Source organism: Hallella multisaccharivorax DSM 17128, from assembly GCF_000218235.1.
GTDB classification, from domain to species: Bacteria; Bacteroidota; Bacteroidia; order Bacteroidales; family Bacteroidaceae; genus Prevotella; species Prevotella multisaccharivorax.
Genome location: NZ_GL945017.1, coordinates 1731529 through 1747611, shown reverse-complemented (window position 1 = coordinate 1747611; position 16083 = coordinate 1731529). Strand labels below are relative to the sequence as shown.

Here is a 16083-nt window from a genome sequence, read left to right as displayed (position 1 = left end):
TACTATATTGTCACATCAGATATTGTCTTTCTCTATATCTTTGAAATAGCGATAAGTACCCACTTTCAACTCTTCACTTGCAGCCTCATCGGCAACGATGACGGCATGTGGATGTTGCTGAAGGGCGCTGATAGTCCATGCTTGTGTGACGGGTCCTTCGACAGCCGCCTTCAGCGCGCGAGCTTTATTGTGACCGTTGACCAGAATGAGAACTTCTTCAGCATCCATTACAGTACCAACACCAACAGTGAGTGCATGCTTAGGAACCTTGTTTACGTCGCCTTCAAAGAAGCGAGAGTTGGCAATGATCGTATCCGTGGTGAGTGTTTTCACCCGTGTACGACTGGTGAGTGACGAGAAAGGCTCATTGAAAGCAATGTGCCCGTCAGGTCCTATTCCACCGATGAAAAGGTCGATGCCGCCTGCCTTGATGATGCTTTCTTCGTATGCAGTACATTCTTTTTTCAGGTCCGGTGCATTTCCGTTGAGGATATGGATTTGTGTTTCGGGGCAGTCTATGTGGTCGAAAAGGTTATGTCGCATAAAGCTATGGTAGCTCTCGGGGTGCGTTTCCGGCAGGCCTACATACTCATCCATATTAAAGGTGATGACGTTCTTGAAGGACACACGTCCTTCTTTACAAGCCTTGACCAAGGCTTTGTACATACCAATTGGTGAAGAACCAGTCGGTAAACCGAGCACAAACGGTTTGTCAGCACTGGGATGTGCAGTGTTAATGCGGTTGATGACATACTCTGCCGCCCAGTGTGACAGGCTGTCGTAGTTTTTTTCAATGATGACTCTCATGGCTTTTTAATATAGCTTTTATTATTGCGTTTTTATTGGCAGATAGCTTTTATTCTCTGTGTATATGTTGTTACATATGTTCTCTTATTAAGAGAAGACACATTGTTTATCATTCCATTGTGCTGCAAAGTTAATCAAAATCTGATCCCTTACAAAATATTTTTAGTAATAATATGGTAATTATAATTAATTTACTTTCAGTAAACTGGCATTTATCTGACAATAATCTCATCAGTGAAGATCCATTCTCCAGGATTATCACAGTTAGCTTCGATATGCAGATAGCGTGCACGGTCTTTTCCTTTCCACTGCCAAGGCATCACCGTAATAGTGTTCAGATGCTCCCGTGGCTGCACACGAGTATACAGTTCGCGATAGTTGACACCGTCTTTGGAGACACTAATGCGAAAAGTCTTGGGGAAGAATATCCATGGATTATCAAATTGCATCATTTCCATTGTGATACTGTTTAGCGGTTTGACTTCGCCTAAGTCTACAGTAATATCAAGTGGATTTTTCGTGAGATCCCTGCCTTGCATGAATCCTTGCCATCGGCCATCGTTGTTGGACCAGCCGCCTAACTTCCCGTCCACGAGTGACTTGTCACCTTCTGCAGCATAGCGGTCTGCATAGAGACTATGGTATGTCACCGTGGCAAAAAGGGCTCTGTTGTTGACAGGTTTTAAGCTCTCTTTTCTGTCACCATGTTCTTTCCGGAGATCGAATGCGTTGACTTGATGGTCATTGAGCCATTCTATTTGGTTGAAGATCGATTGTCTGAGTTGTGGATAGGAGAGTCGATCGCCGCTCCATCCTTTCTCAGCTATAGCCATCTCACGTGGATAAAGCATATATTCCGCATGCTTGGCGGTAGGTATCTGCTCTGTCCATAAGTTCCCCTGGATACCCAAAATATGTCCTTTCCCGCAGGTATCGACAGTTGATGGGAGTGAAAACTGATCAGGACGATATCTCCATAATCCCTCTAATGAAAGGTATCCGCCAAAGGCTTTGTGGACAAATCGGGGATCATCCTGGTAACGGTCAAGGTAGTATTCTCCTGGTGTCAGAATGACATTATGCCCTCTCATGATCGCCTCTTGGACAGCTTTGGAATCGCGCCATACCATTATATTCATGTTGCTGCCTAATGAAGGATTGCTCTTGACGAGACTGTCGGTGAGTACTTCATCCCAGCCAATAGCCTCTCGTCCAAAAAGTTTGAGGAAGGCTGCCATGCGCTGAATAAGGTATCCTTGTAAGTTGTCGGTTGAATGAAGTCCTAACTGCTTTGCCAAATGAATGCATCGTGGGCATTTGCGCCATGCCTCTTTTCCAGCTTCATCGCCGCCAATATGAATGAAATGAGAGGGAAAAACATCCATTACTTCTCTCATTACATTAAAAAGAAAGGCATAAGTAGCTTCGTTGGAAGGGCAAAGATCACCTTGTGGACCAGAATTCCCAATGCATTTAAGTTCAGGATAAGCCTCCGTTACTTCTTGACTATGTCCAGGCATCTCTATCTCTGGCACAATGGTGATGCCTCGATCGGCAGCATAAGCCACAAGCTCTTTAAGCTGCTCTTGCGTGTAATAGCCTCCATAAGCGGCGGGATTGCCTTCGGAAAGATACTGTCGGTCATACCCTTTGTCCCACCATTCGGTCCAGTCGCTTTGTGTTCGCCAGGCCGCTATCTTTGTCAGTTTGGGGTATTCTTTGATTTGGATGCGCCACCCTCCTGCGTCAGTCAGATGAAGATGTAGGCGGTTAATCTTATAATGTGAGAGGATCTCAACTTGTTTTTCGAGAAAGCTGATGGGGAAAAAGTGCCTTGACACATCTATCATACATCCTCTCCAGGCATAGGTTGGATGGTCTTCAATATGGCCTAATGGGAGCTTGTCGCCTTGCCTAAGTTGGCTAAGAGTTTGAAGGGCATATAAAAGTCCTTGCCGGTTACGGCTCTTGACGTTGATACCTTGTGCTGTAATGTCAATCTTATACCTCTCTTCAGGCAGTGAAGTGTCGTAGGTACTCTCAACGCATTCCTGTAAGGGCTTGGTTAATTTGAAAGCCTTGCCTTTCTCCATTTCAATGACTTTAGGTTGGGGCATGAGATGCGGAATGAATTGTTGAGCAGCTGCAGGTATCGTAAATACAGCCATAGAAGAGATGAGCATTTGGCGGACCATGTTCTTCATTCAGTTTGGTTCTGAATGCAATATTACGAAGAATATTTGTAATATTCGAATGAAATAGCATTTTTAAATTTCTTTATAATTGTGCGAATCATACTATCTATGCATATCTGCTCAGGTAATTGGTGGATAGCAAGTTACACAGGTGATATGCTCCCCGACCCTCTGGAGAAGTACTTGCAGCAACTTACGGTGATGACGTATACTCACTCTTTTCCAATGGCAGCAGCAGGCTGGCTTATGGCTTAGCGTTGGGAACTCTGCGTGCCAACTATGTCTACAGCCTGCCCAGAGATATCCATGGTGCTGGCAAAGAAAGCGCTTTAGCCTGCCCGAGTGACGTCATCGCGTCGATGACACCCGACAGACGCCGTCTGCGATTACGGTGTAGAGGCAATGCGATTACGGTGTAGAGGCAATGCGTTTACGGTGTAGAGGCAATGCGTTTACGGTGTAATCGCATTGCCATTACGGCGTTGAGGTGATGCTTACAAGCGTGCGGTAAATGTATAGCAGTCGGGGAAGGTTGCCGCCACTTTCGTGGGGTTATTGCGGAAGATACCGAAGATGGCACTTCCGCTGCCTGACATTTGCGCGTAGGCGGCACCGATCCCGTAGAACCGTTGCTTGATAGCTTCCAATTCGGGATGCGCCTTGAAGACCGGTCGCTCAAAATCGTTGCTAAGGTCGTCTTTCCAGGTGTCGATAGGCTGTCTGACTACATCGCGGCAACACCTTTCAGGCTTTCGGCAGACTATTTCACGGTAGGCCTGAGCGGTGGAGACGGCGACGTCGGGCTTGACAATGGCGATGTAGTAACCGTCGAGATTTCCTTTGGGTCCGTCGGCGGGTTCAAGTATTTCACCACGGGAGGTGGCAAACGACGGCTCTGCCTCAATGAAGAATGCACAGTCGGATCCCAGTAGGGCGGCATAGCGCTCCATCTCGGCGATGCCGATGTTGAGGCGGAAGCGCTCGTCGAGCAGACGGATCATGAACGCGCCGTCGGCTGATCCGCCACCGAGACCTGCCTGCATGGGTATGCGTTTGAAGAGATGGGCATGGATTCGGGGGAGCTCATAATCGGCGGCAAGCAGTGAGTAGGCTTTCACCACGAGGTTTTTCTGCTCGTCACAGTCCACGGCGTTGCCGGTGACTTTCAGGTCGCAGGGAACATCTGAAGGAAACTCCTCGCTCATATACTTGATCTCAAGGGCGTCGGTGAGGGGAATAGGGTAGAACACGGTCTCTATGTCGTGGTAGCCATCAGGGCGCTCCGCTACAATGTTGAGTCCGAGGTTAATCTTGGCGCAAGGAAAAGTAATCATAGTCTCTAATGGTTTTCGATACGCATGAATCATGCGTCATGTTTATACTTTGCAAAAATAAATCTTTTTGTTGAAACAGGAACTCTTTGCAGCGGGAATTTTGTAATTTTGTACCGAATTAATTGCAGACTATGCCAGAACAAAGTAAGAAACCACGCCGTAAGGCTTCTGCCCCCATTGACCCGACCTATGGTCATTTGCAGCCTCAGGCACTTGATATAGAAAAAGTTGTGCTTGGCGCGCTGATGATTGACAAGGACGCTTTCTCCATTGTGTCGGAGACTCTTCGACCCGACACTTTCTATGAACCTCGCCATCAGAAAATCTATGCGGCAATACAGAAGCTCAACATCGACGAGAATCCTGTAGACATTCTCACTGTGACCAACGAGCTGGAGAAGGAGGGCACCCTTGACGACGTGGGCGGCCCCACCTATATTGTTGATCTTGCCTCGCATGTGGCGTCAGCTGCCAATGTGGAATACCATTCGAAGATTCTTCAGCAGAAGTATATGGCACGTCAACTGATCTCTTTTGCCAGCAAGGTGGAAACGGCGGCCTTTGACCCGATGGTTGACACCGACGAGCTGATGCAGGAGGCGGAGGGCTCTCTCTTTGAGATCTCGCAGAAAAACATGCGACAGGACTACACCCAGATCGATCCCGTAGTCCGTCAAGCTGTCGACATCATACAGAAAGCCTCATCGAACAGCACCGGTCTGACGGGTATTCCGTCGGGCTTTACCAAACTTGACGACATGACTTCGGGCTGGCAGAAAAGTGACCTCGTCATCATTGCCGGGCGTCCTGCCATGGGTAAGACCTCTTTTGCACTGTCCATTGCCAAGAATATTGCAGTGGACTATTGTGAACCTGTGGCTTTCTTCTCGTTGGAGATGAACAACGTGCAGCTCGTAGATCGCCTGATAAGTAATGTGTGTGAGATTGAAGGCAAGAAGATCATGAACGGTCAGCTTGCCCGCGATGAATGGGAGCGCCTTGACAAGCGATTGTCTAAACTGACGGGTGCGCCGCTCTTCATTGACGATACGCCAGGCATGTCTATCTTTGAGTTGCGCACAAAAGCCCGCCGGCTGGTGCGCGAGAAAGGCGTGAAACTCATCATGATCGACTATCTGCAGCTGATGAATGCCAATGGCGCGCGCTTTGGCAATCGTCAGGAAGAGGTCTCGACCATCTCTCGTTCGCTGAAAGGTCTTGCTAAAGAGCTGGATATTCCCGTCATCGCACTCTCACAGCTCAACCGTACAGTGGAAAACCGTGAAGGCTTGGAGGGCAAACGGCCCCAGCTAAGTGATTTGCGTGAGTCAGGTGCTATTGAGCAGGATGCCGATATGGTGCTTTTTGTGCACCGTCCTGAATACTATCACCTGTATGAAGATGAGAAAGGTAACGACCTGCGCGGCAAGGCACAGATTATTATCGCCAAGCACCGTAAGGGCGCTACAGGTGATGTGCTGCTCTCTTTCCAGGGGCAGTACACGCGCTTTGCCAATCCGGAGGATGCCATGCTGGCACCATTGCCCGGCGATATGGGCGGAGAAATCATTGGATCGAGGCTTGGCAACGATGATGATCCGCTTGGGGGTGGCAGCGGATCAACCCCCTTCTGATAGATTATCACATTTATTCATAAAAAAATAACAGATTATTTGTTGGTATGTGGATAAATGTTTACCTTTGCAACCGAAAAACAAAATAAACGACAATGATAGCACTTATCGCCATCCTTACCATTATTATTTTGGGCATTCGACTGCGTACAACGGTTGGAAGTGAAGGGGCGTGCGTGCATGTCTGATAAGATATCCCATAGCAAGGCCTTTCCACTTCCAACAGTGGGAAGGCCTTTTTGCTTTATGAAAGTGATTCTTTATTTAATTCAGATCATTAATCGGTAAATATACACATTATTATTATATATTATGAGTGAGAGACTTTATATTTTTGACACAACGTTGCGTGATGGTGAGCAAGTACCCGGTTGCCAGTTGAACACAGTAGAGAAGATTCAAGTGGCCAAGCAGTTGGAGCTTCTCGGCGTGGATGTCATCGAGGCTGGCTTCCCCATCTCTTCGCCTGGCGACTTCAACTCCGTAGTGGAAATCAGCAAGGCCGTCACTTGGCCGACGATTTGCGCTTTGACGCGTGCTGTGGAGAAAGATATCGACTGTGCAGCCGAGGCATTGAAGTATGCAAAGCATAAGCGGATACACACAGGATTGGGCACGAGTGACTCTCACATTAAGTATAAGTTTAATAGCAATCGTGAGGATATTCTCGAGCGTGCCGTGCGTGCCGTGGCCTACGCAAAGAAATATGTGGAAGACGTGGAGTTCTATGCTGAGGATGCCGGACGCACAGACAACGAGTATCTTGCCCGTGTGGTTGAGGCTGTCATCAAAGCCGGTGCCACGGTTGTCAACATACCTGACACCACCGGTTACTGCCTGCCCAACGAGTATGGCGCCAAGATAAAATACCTTAAAGAGCATGTCGACAACATCGACAAGGCGATTATCTCTACACATTGCCATAACGATCTCGGCATGGCTACCGCCAACACACTTGAGGGGGTGCTCAACGGGGCAAGGCAAGTAGAAGTGACCATCAACGGTATCGGTGAGCGTGCCGGAAACACCTCCTTGGAAGAGATAGCAATGATTCTGAAATGCCATAAAAACATAGGAATTGACACTAATATCAATACCCGTAAGATCTATCCCATTTCACGCATGGTCTCCTCGCTGATGAACATGCCTGTGCAGCCTAACAAAGCTATCGTTGGCCGCAACGCCTTTGCCCATTCGTCGGGAATCCATCAGGATGGTGTGTTGAAGAATGTACAGACTTACGAAATCATTGATCCGAAGGATATAGGTCTGGAGAATAACGAGATTGTGCTTACCGCACGGTCGGGTCGGGCTGCTCTCAAATATAGATTGGAGGCCAATGGCGTTGACATCAAGGACCAGAGCCGGCTTGACAAGATCTATGAGGAATTCCTCAAACTTGCAGACAGGAAGAAAGAAATCACCGATGATGATGTGCTGATGCTCGCAGGAGCCGACAAAGCAGCCTCTCATGCTGTTAAGCTCGACTATCTGCAGGTGACGGCCGGTAAAGGCGTGCGCAACGTGGCAAGTATCGGTCTCGATATCGCCGGAGAGAAGTTCGAGGAGAGTGCTTCTGGCAATGGTCCTGTGGACGCGGCCATTCAGGCACTTAAACGGATTATCCATAGGCAGATGACGTTGAAGGAGTTTACCATTCAGGCCATCACGCAAGGCTCCGACGATGTGGGTAAAGTGCACATGCAGGTGGAATACGACGGACACGTTTACTATGGCTTCGGTGCTAATACAGACATAGTTACAGCTTCTGTTGAGGCTTATCTCGATTGCATCAACAAGTTCAGGAAATAACGGAGACAGAGCTTTGGATTCTTAAAAACATCAATAGAATATGAATACACTTTTCGATAAGATTTGGGACAGCCATGTCGTCCAGGTTGTCAAGGACGGTCCCACACAGCTTTACATCGACCGACTCTATGGCCATGAGGTGACGACTCCGCAGGCTTTTGACGGTCTGCGTCAGCGTGGTTTGAAGGTCTTCCGACCGAAACAGAACTTCTTTATGCCTGACCACAATATTCAGACACATGATCAGGATAAGCCTATCGTCGATCCCGTAGGACGTCACCAGGTGGATACGCTCGACAGGAACTGTGAAGAGTTTGGACTGACAGAGTTCAAGATGAACACTGAGGACAATGGAATTATCCATGTCATTGGTCCTGAGAAAGGACTTTCGCTGCCTGGAATGACCATTGTCTGTGGTGACAGTCACACATCGACGCATGGTGCTGTGGGGGCCGTGGCTTTCGGTATAGGCACTTCTGAAGTGGAGATGGTGCTTGCCTCTCAGTGCATCTTACAGCAGAAGCCAAAATCGATGCGTATCAGTGTCAATGGGAAGCTGAAGCGGGGAGTGACTGCAAAGGATGTGGCGCTCTATCTGATGAGTCAGCTCTCCACATCGGGCGCGACGGGCTATTTCGTAGAATATGCGGGCGATGTAGTGCGCGACATGTCGATGGACGGACGTCTCACACTCTGCAACCTTTCCATTGAGATGGGTGCCCGTGGCGGTTTTGTGGCTCCTGATGAGACTACTTTCGCCTATCTGAAAGGCCGTGAGTATGCACCTAAAGGTGCCGATTGGGATAGGGCTGTAGCTTATTGGAAGACCCTCAAGAGTGGCGATGACGCGGTTTTTGACCAAGAACTTGTATTCAATGCAGACGACATTGAGCCCCGTATCACCTATGGTACCAATCCCGGCATGGGCATAAGCATCAATGAAGCGATTCCCACACTTGATGAGATTCCGGAGACAGAACGTTCCGGTTTCGAGAAAAGCCTCAAGTATATGGGTTTCCAACCCGGTGAGAAATTATTGGGTCACCCCATCGACTATGTCTTTCTTGGTGCCTGCACTAATGGCCGTATAGAGGATTTCCGTGCATTTGCCGGAATGGTGAAGGGCAAGCATAAAGCTGAAAATGTTGTGGCTTGGCTTGTACCCGGATCGCATCTTGTCGCGCGTCAGATCAAGGAAGAGAGCCTTGACAAGGTATTGATAGAGGCCGGCTTCGCCATCCGCCAGCCAGGATGCTCCGCATGTCTGGCAATGAACGATGATAAAGTACCTGCCGGTAAGTATAGTGTTTCAACAAGTAACCGCAACTTTGAAGGGCGACAGGGACCTGGCAGTCGTACCATTCTCGCCAGCCCTCTCGTAGCGGCAGCAGCAGCAATAACAGGAAAAATCACAGATCCCAGAACTCTTTAATCATGAAGCAGAAATTCAATATCATCACATCAACATGCGTTCCCCTTCCCCTGGAGAACGTGGATACCGATCAGATCATCCCGGCACGCTATTTGAAGCTGACCCAGAAAGACGGCTTCGGGCCTTATCTCTTTCACGATTGGCGCTTTAATGCTGACGGCTCAGAGAAAAAAGACTTTGTGCTTAACAAACCTGACTTTAAGGATGCCGTCATACTCGTAGCCGGAAAGAACTTCGGGTCAGGTTCCTCGCGTGAGCATGCTGCATGGGCCATCGCAGGTTATGGCTTTAGAGTCGTTATCAGTTCTTTTTTCGCGGATATTCACAAAAACAACGAGCTCAACAACTTTGTACTTCCCGTGGTTGTCACAGAGAGCTTCCTGAAAGAGCTCTTTGACAGCATTGCCCATAATCATCAGACACAAGTGCGTGTCGATTTGCCCAATCAAACGGTTACGAATCTCGCTACCGGTCGCAGTGAGCATTTTGAGATTAATGGATATAAGAAGCATTGCCTGGAGAATGGGCTTGACGATGTGGATTTCCTGGTACAAAACCGAGACAAGGTAGAGGTGTGGGAAGAAAAACACAAGAGATAATGGTAGGTAAGGATCGTGAGATAGAGATCATGGACTGTACGCTACGTGATGGCGAACAGACCAATGGCGTAAGTTTTCTGCCGCATGAGAAGCTGATGATAGCCCGCTACCTACTTTCTGAAGTAGGAGTTGATCGCATAGAAGTGGCCTCAGCAAGAGTATCGGAGGGTGAGAAAGACGCTGTGTCCATGGTATGCAATTATGCCCGACAGCACGGGATGCTCAATAGGGTAGAAGTCTTGGGGTTTGTTGACGGTGAGAAATCAGTAGATTGGATAACAGAGTGTGGTTGCAAAACCATTAATCTGTTGGCGAAAGGCTCTTTGAAGCATTGCCAGTGCCAGTTGAAGAAAACGCCAGAGAAACATATAGACGATATTAAGGCTGTAATTGCTTATGCGCATTCTAAAGGTATGGATGTAAACCTCTATTTAGAGGATTGGTCGCAGGGCATGCGTGACAGCCGCGACTATGTCTGGGCCATGATGGATGCGTTAAAGGACGAGGGGATAGTGAGGTTTCTTTTGCCTGATACACTCGGCATTCTCAATCCTTTAAACTCTTATGAATATACCCGCGCAATGACGGACCGGTATCCAGATACGAAGTTTGAGTTTCATGCCCACAACGACTATGACATGGCAGTAGGCAACTCATTAATGGCTGTGGAGGCTGGTTGCTCAGGATTGCATGTGACCGTCAATGGGCTGGGCGAGCGTTGTGGCAATGCGCCACTGAGTAGCATTCATGTGATGCTCAAAGACCAGATGCACGTTAAGGAACATATAGATGAGACAACACTGATGGAAATCAGCAACATTGTTGCGGGATACAGTGGCATCGGGTATTCGCCCAATACGCCGGTTATCGGTGAGAATGTTTTCACACAGGTAGCAGGCGTTCATGCTGACGGTGATAATAAAGCCCATTTGTACAGTAATGCCCTCGTTCCTGAGCGCTTTGGCAGACATCGTGAGTTTGCTTTGGGAAAGAACTCCGGTAAGGCGAATATTGTCAGGAATCTGGAAGACATAGGCCTGGAACTTACCAAGGAGCAGACAAAGGCTGTAACGCAGCGTATCACGGAGCTTGGAGACAAAAAGCAACTGGTCACTCAGGATGATTTACCCTATATTGTCAGTGATGTGTTGAAGCACTCTTCACCTGAGCAGACAGTGAAATTGGTGAGTTATATGGTTTCTACCAGCTATGGACTGAAGCCTATTGCCAGTCTGAAAGTCAGCATCAATGGTAAGGAATACGAGGCTGACTCGACAGGTGACGGTCAGTATGATGCTTTCGTGAAAGCCTTGCGAAAGATATATAAGGAAAAGCTCAACCGTACATTTCCATTGCTGCAGAACTATGCGGTGACTATTCCCCCCGGTGGCCGCACAGATGCCCTCGTGCAGACTGTGATAACATGGAACGATGGAGAAAAGCAATGGCGCACGCGTGGGCTTGATGCAGACCAGACTGAGGCCGCTATCCAAGCTACGATCAAGATGCTGAATATGATAGAGGAGGCGGAGAATGCTTCGTTGAGAAATAAAGAGTAAAGTGGAATTAAAGAATAAGGTAAAACAATTACGATATGAATTTAAAAATTGCGGTGCTCCCCGGCGACGGTATTGGTCCGGAGATTATGCCAGAGGCCTTAAATGTGCTGAATGTGATCGCTAAGAAGTTTGGACACACTTTCACGTACAAGGAGGCTATTTGCGGTGCTCATGCCATTGATGCTTGTGGAGACCCATTCCCCGATGAGACATTCAAAACATGTATGGATGCAGATGCAGTGCTCTTTGCAGCTGTAGGTGATCCGCGTTTTGATAACAACCCAACGCTGAAGGTTCGTCCGGAGACAGGCCTTCTCGCTATGCGCAAGAAGCTTGGGCTTTTTGCCAATGTACGACCTGTGGCGACATTCGACTGTCTTCTCCACAAGAGTCCACTGAAAGAGGAGCTGATCAAGGGTGCAGACTTCGTCGTCATTCGTGAACTGACTGGCGGAATGTATTTCGGTGAGAAGTATCAGGATAATGATAAGGCCTATGATACAGACATCTACTATCGTCCGGAGATAGAGCGCATCCTGAAAGTGGCTTTTGACTTTGCCATGCGCCGCAGCAAGCACTTGACGGTCGTTGACAAGGCTAACGTCCTTGCCAGCTCAAGACTTTGGAGACAGATTGCCAAGGAAATGGAACCTAAATATCCTGAGGTAACCGTCGACTATATGTTTATTGACAATGCTTCCATGCGGGTGCTCACGGAGCCTCGTTATTTTGATGTCATTGTCACTGAGAACACATTCGGCGATATTCTTACAGATGAGACGTCGGCCATCACGGGTTCTATGGGCTTGCAACCGTCAGCCTCTCTTGGTGAGCACACGCCACTATTTGAGCCTGTCCATGGATCTTGGCCGCAGGCTGCGGGCAAGAATATAGCCAATCCTCTTGCTGAAATCCTTTCTGCTGCCATGATGCTTGAGCATTTCGGATTGAAAGAGGAGGGTGCCGCTATCCGAAAAGCATGCAATGCAAGCCTTATCAACAATGTCCGTACTCCCGAAATTCAGGTTGAGGGTGGCAGCCACTATGGTACGAAAGAGGTAGGCGAGTGGATTGCGAAATGCATTGAAGAGAATTAATACATGTTTAAGTCTATGTTGTGCTCACGTGCCATTTTGCGCATGTTGAGCATAGCATACCTCATTCTTCCTAATGCTGTATTGATGCTTACATTGGTTGTTGCGGCAATTTCTTTAAAAGACATTTGTTGAAAGTAGCGCATGAAGACAACTTCACGTTGAGATGCTGGCAGCCTATTCATGATATTTTTAGCATCTTCCATGACCTGGCTGTTGATGAATATTTCTTCGATATTCATTTCCTCTATTTCCCTGGTCTGTAGGTTCGAGAGATCGTTGTCTTCAGTAGGCTCGACAATATGGTTGTTTCTTGATGCCCGAAATCCATCCATTATCACATTATGGGCAATACGCATGCACCACGCAATAAATTTGCCTGTTGGCGAATATAATCCGTTTTGCAGCTTCGTGATAATCTTGATGAAGGTCTCTTGGAAAATATCGTTGGCCTTGTCCTCATCATGCACCACATAAAAAATATATGAGAAGAGACTTGTCTTATTATGCTCCAACAACAGTTCAAACGCCCTGTCATCACCGTTCATATAGCATACGGCGAGTTCTTCATCAGACTTTCTTGAGAGAGTCTTAATAGATTCCTTCATTGAATGGATGTTTTGAATGAAGTAAAAATATGTCTATAGGCCAAATGTTTAATTGAAAATGACTGCTGCAAAAATAAGTATTTTTGGTCTTCCCACCAAATTTTTAACACAATAAATGCAATAAACTTTATTCCTTATATTCATGAGATATCAATTATTATGTGTATTTTTGCAGCACAATTGATTAAAAGTATAGTAAATGAACTTGAAAATCCGTTTGTCCATATTGACGTTCCTTGAGTTCGGCGTTTGGGGAGCCTATTTAACTTGTATGGGGAATTATCTTGGTGTTGCTGGAATGGGTGCAGAGATTTCTTGGTTTTATGCCATCCAGGGTATTGTTTCCATTTTTATGCCTACACTAATAGGCATCGTTGCAGACAAATGGGTTCAGCCTCAGCGACTGCTTGGCTTGTGCCATCTGCTTGCGGGTGGTTTCATGCTATCACTTTGGTTCATTGGGATGAATGCAGGGTTTGGTCACGAGGTACCTAACAGGTCTGTCTTTATTGCTCTTTATACACTGAGTGTGGCTTTCTATATGCCGACGTTGGCATTGACGAATACTACTGCATTTACCATATTGAAAAATCATGGAGGTGATACGGTCACTGATTTCCCTCCTATCCGTTCCTGTGGTACAGTTGGTTTTATCATCGTAATGTGGTTTGTAAACTGTGCTACATGGGATAACGGGACTTTCTCCATGACGTTTGCACAGAACGCACACAAGTTCCAGTATACTTATAATCAGTTTCTTGTATCTGGTTTATTGAGTCTTGTTATGTTCTTCTATGTGTTTTCTCTTCCTCAGTGTAGGATTGTCAAGCAGGCTTCTGTGCAGGAGAAGACGCTCACCCAAATGCTTGGACTTGACGCTTTCTGTCTTTTTAAGGACCGCCGTATGGCTTTGTTCTTTATCTTCTCAGCTTTGCTGGGAATGTCTCTTCAAGTTACCAATAGTTTTGCAGGGCCGTTTATTTCAAGCTTCCAAGGCAGTGCAGATCCATTGATCGCTTCATCATTTGCAGCAAGCAATGCTACACTGCTTACTTCTATTTCTCAAGTGAGTGAAGCTTTCTGCATATTACTTATTCCCTTTTTTATGAAGCGTTATGGCATTAAGAGTGTGATGATCATTGCTATGTTCGCTTGGGTATTGAGGTTTGGTTTCTTCGGGATAGGCAATCCTACAATGCCGGGTGTATTGTTCTTTATTCTCTCATGTATTGTCTACGGTGTGGCTTTTGACTTCTTTAATGTTTCGGGTGGCATCTTTGTGGATAGAGAATGTGATCCTTCAGTTAAGGCTTCAGCGCAAGGTCTTTTCATGTTGATGACTAATGGTATTGGAGCGACTGTAGGTACTTTGTCGGCAGGTGCCGTCGTCAATCATTTTTGCTCATGGACCCAAAAAGGTGAGGCTTCTTATCTAATGGGCGATTGGCGGTCTTGCTGGTTTATCTTCGCAGGTTTTGCTCTTGTCGTTTGCATTGCCTTCGCTTTGGCCTTCCGTCCAGCCAGGCATAATGGGAAATAAAATTAGTGAATGTCAAGGATCAGACTATATTTCCAACTGGCAACAGAAGTAGTCGGGGTTGATCACGAAGGCTTGCTCATTCTTGCTGATTCCTTTCAGAAACGGCAGATTGTTATTCCATGCAATGAAAGCGTTCTTGATGAATTCAAAGAGCGCTTGAATAGCCATCAGCAGCAGTCAAGGGTATCGGATGTGTTATTCAGGGTCATTAAATGGCAAACGGACTTGTCGCTTGAGCTTGTAATAATGAATGTTGTCAATGGCAATTATTCAGTAATTCTAAATAATACTGATTCATTGGAGCAGGTTCCTATTAATGGTGCGCAGGCAGTATTACTCAATTTTATCAGCAAGGACAAGATTCCGGTTTATATTGATGAAGGGCTTTTCTTAAAACAGAGTTCTCCTTTTGATTTACGTGCTTCAGGTGTGCCGCTCCCTATCAATACACTCCCTTCATCGATGCTGCGACAAGCACTTACGAAGGCTATTAATTCGGAAAATTATGAACTTGCCTCTCAGTTGAGAGATGAGTTGAGCCGAAGGAGGAGAACAGGAGATAGTTCTTCCAAAGAACTTGATTCCTAAAACTTAACAGATTAAGATTTTGAAAGAAGAAAGATATTTCTTTGTTCCTAATGCAGCCAACAGTACAGAACTTCCTGAGGAAGAGGCTCAGCATGCTGTTCGCGTCCTACGTCTGAGTGCGGGGGATTCGATTTGGCTTATGGATGGTGCAGGATTCTTTTATCGTGCCGAGGTGGGGATGGCGAATAAAAAGCGTTGTTTCTATCATATTGTTGAGTCTTTGCCTCAGAATAAGTCATGGTCAGGAAATATTCAGCTTGCAATAGCTCCTACAAAGATGATGGAGCGCATTGAGTGGATGGCAGAGAAGGCGACGGAGATCGGTTTTGATGAATTATCATTGCTTGATTGTAAGTTCTCTGAGCGCCATGTTGTGCGTAGTGACCGCATAGAAAGAATTGTTGTATCCGCCATGAAGCAGAGCCGCAAGCCATTTAAGCCTACTGTCAATGAGATGACTTCTTTTGGCCAATTTGTTTCCTCCTGCAAGGCCGACTATAAGTTTATAGCCCATTGCTATAATGACCGTAAGCGAATCGATTTTTTTGACCAGCTTCAAGAGCTTCCTAAAGATTCTTCAGTGTGTATACTTGTCGGACCGGAGGGAGACTTTTCTATAGATGAAGTTGAAATGGCGATTGGCAATGGTTTTGAGCCAATTACGCTTGGCAATAGCAGGCTGCGAACAGAGACGGCAGGCTTGATGGCAGTCACATTGGCTCAGCTTTACAAAAGAATTTGATATTAATTTTTACATTTTCCAATTAGTGAGATGAATATAAAACGTCATGTAAGAATAACGACATTACCTATTATAATAGGTGTATTTGTTCTTGTCGTTTTTTTTTCTTCATGTTCTGGCAATAACTATCTTAATGCCA

At 46.6% G+C, this 16083-nt stretch carries 13 protein-coding genes; 9 read left to right on the top strand and 4 right to left on the bottom strand.

Annotation, left to right across the window (positions count from 1 at the left end; all coding sequences use genetic code 11):
• Positions 1 to 15: 15 nt before the first annotated feature.
• From nagB to ispE, 3 genes are all read right to left on the bottom strand, one after another.
• Positions 16 to 807, bottom strand: a complete 792-nt coding sequence (gene nagB, locus PREMU_RS07575) for a glucosamine-6-phosphate deaminase (protein WP_007574319.1) — start codon at positions 805 to 807, stop codon at positions 16 to 18.
• A gap of 212 nt (positions 808 to 1019) precedes the next feature.
• The gene (locus tag PREMU_RS07570; RefSeq protein ID WP_007574317.1) at positions 1020 to 3011 is read right to left on the bottom strand and encodes a glycoside hydrolase family 20 protein; all 1992 of its coding nucleotides are present in this window, start codon (positions 3009 to 3011) and stop codon (positions 1020 to 1022) included.
• 485 nt (positions 3012 to 3496) lie between these two features.
• Positions 3497 to 4336, bottom strand: a complete 840-nt coding sequence (gene ispE / locus PREMU_RS07565; protein ID WP_007574315.1) for a 4-(cytidine 5'-diphospho)-2-C-methyl-D-erythritol kinase — start codon at positions 4334 to 4336, stop codon at positions 3497 to 3499.
• 131 nt (positions 4337 to 4467) lie between these two features.
• Between ispE and dnaB the strand changes: the two genes are divergently transcribed.
• From dnaB to leuB, 6 genes are all read left to right on the top strand, one after another.
• Complete coding sequence (dnaB, locus tag PREMU_RS07560; RefSeq protein ID WP_007574314.1) at positions 4468 to 5970, top strand: replicative DNA helicase; 1503 nt, start codon at positions 4468 to 4470, stop codon at positions 5968 to 5970.
• Positions 5971 to 6282: 312 nt separating this feature from the next.
• Positions 6283 to 7782, top strand: a complete 1500-nt coding sequence (locus tag PREMU_RS07555; RefSeq protein WP_007574313.1) for a 2-isopropylmalate synthase — start codon at positions 6283 to 6285, stop codon at positions 7780 to 7782.
• A 40-nt stretch (positions 7783 to 7822) separates the two neighbouring features.
• On the top strand, positions 7823 to 9214 hold the full coding sequence (gene leuC, locus PREMU_RS07550) for a 3-isopropylmalate dehydratase large subunit (RefSeq protein ID WP_007574312.1): 1392 nt from the start codon (positions 7823 to 7825) through the stop codon (positions 9212 to 9214).
• A 2-nt stretch (positions 9215 to 9216) separates the two neighbouring features.
• Entirely contained in the window at positions 9217 to 9813 is a 597-nt protein-coding gene (gene leuD, locus PREMU_RS07545; protein WP_007574311.1) for a 3-isopropylmalate dehydratase small subunit, read from the top strand.
• Entirely contained in the window at positions 9813 to 11372 is a 1560-nt protein-coding gene (locus PREMU_RS07540) for an alpha-isopropylmalate synthase regulatory domain-containing protein (RefSeq protein WP_007574310.1), read from the top strand. The genes leuD and PREMU_RS07540 overlap by 1 nt, the downstream gene beginning before the upstream one ends.
• A gap of 35 nt (positions 11373 to 11407) precedes the next feature.
• A complete protein-coding gene (gene leuB / locus PREMU_RS07535) occupies positions 11408 to 12469 on the top strand; it encodes a 3-isopropylmalate dehydrogenase (RefSeq protein WP_007574309.1) in 1062 nt (353 codons plus the stop codon).
• Here the strand turns inward: leuB and PREMU_RS07530 are convergent.
• Positions 12466 to 13062: an RNA polymerase sigma factor gene (locus PREMU_RS07530; RefSeq protein WP_040558777.1), complete on the bottom strand. Its 597-nt coding sequence runs from the start codon at positions 13060 to 13062 to the stop codon at positions 12466 to 12468. The two genes, leuB and PREMU_RS07530, sit on opposite strands and share 4 nt — an antisense overlap.
• A gap of 211 nt (positions 13063 to 13273) precedes the next feature.
• On the opposite strand from PREMU_RS07530, the gene PREMU_RS07525 reads away from it, so the two are divergent.
• The 3 genes from PREMU_RS07525 to PREMU_RS07515 are packed head-to-tail and all read left to right on the top strand — an operon-like array spanning position 13274 to position 15944.
• Complete coding sequence (locus PREMU_RS07525; protein ID WP_007574307.1) at positions 13274 to 14614, top strand: MFS transporter; 1341 nt, start codon at positions 13274 to 13276, stop codon at positions 14612 to 14614.
• Positions 14615 to 14623: 9 nt separating this feature from the next.
• Positions 14624 to 15202, top strand: a complete 579-nt coding sequence (locus PREMU_RS07520) for a UvrB/UvrC motif-containing protein (RefSeq protein WP_007574306.1) — start codon at positions 14624 to 14626, stop codon at positions 15200 to 15202.
• Between the two features lie 19 nt (positions 15203 to 15221).
• The gene (locus tag PREMU_RS07515) at positions 15222 to 15944 is read left to right on the top strand and encodes a 16S rRNA (uracil(1498)-N(3))-methyltransferase (RefSeq protein ID WP_007574305.1); all 723 of its coding nucleotides are present in this window, start codon (positions 15222 to 15224) and stop codon (positions 15942 to 15944) included.
• The last annotated feature ends 139 nt before the right edge of the window (positions 15945 to 16083 follow it).

Excerpts from the sequence above, each read along its gene's own strand:
- PREMU_RS07555 (WP_007574313.1), top strand. The coding sequence starts at position 6,283 with ATGAGTGAGAGACTTTATATTTTTGACACAACGTTGCGTGATGGTGAG.
- nagB (WP_007574319.1), bottom strand. The coding sequence starts at position 807 with ATGAGAGTCATCATTGAAAAAAACTACGACAGCCTGTCACACTGGGCG.
- leuC (WP_007574312.1), top strand. The coding sequence starts at position 7,823 with ATGAATACACTTTTCGATAAGATTTGGGACAGCCATGTCGTCCAGGTT.
- dnaB (WP_007574314.1), top strand. The coding sequence starts at position 4,468 with ATGCCAGAACAAAGTAAGAAACCACGCCGTAAGGCTTCTGCCCCCATT.
- leuD (WP_007574311.1), top strand. The coding sequence starts at position 9,217 with ATGAAGCAGAAATTCAATATCATCACATCAACATGCGTTCCCCTTCCC.
- ispE (WP_007574315.1), bottom strand. The coding sequence starts at position 4,336 with ATGATTACTTTTCCTTGCGCCAAGATTAACCTCGGACTCAACATTGTA.
- leuB (WP_007574309.1), top strand. The coding sequence starts at position 11,408 with ATGAATTTAAAAATTGCGGTGCTCCCCGGCGACGGTATTGGTCCGGAG.
- PREMU_RS07570 (WP_007574317.1), bottom strand. The coding sequence starts at position 3,011 with ATGAAGAACATGGTCCGCCAAATGCTCATCTCTTCTATGGCTGTATTT.
- PREMU_RS07540 (WP_007574310.1), top strand. The coding sequence starts at position 9,813 with ATGGTAGGTAAGGATCGTGAGATAGAGATCATGGACTGTACGCTACGT.
- PREMU_RS07520 (WP_007574306.1), top strand. The coding sequence starts at position 14,624 with ATGTCAAGGATCAGACTATATTTCCAACTGGCAACAGAAGTAGTCGGG.
- PREMU_RS07525 (WP_007574307.1), top strand. The coding sequence starts at position 13,274 with ATGAACTTGAAAATCCGTTTGTCCATATTGACGTTCCTTGAGTTCGGC.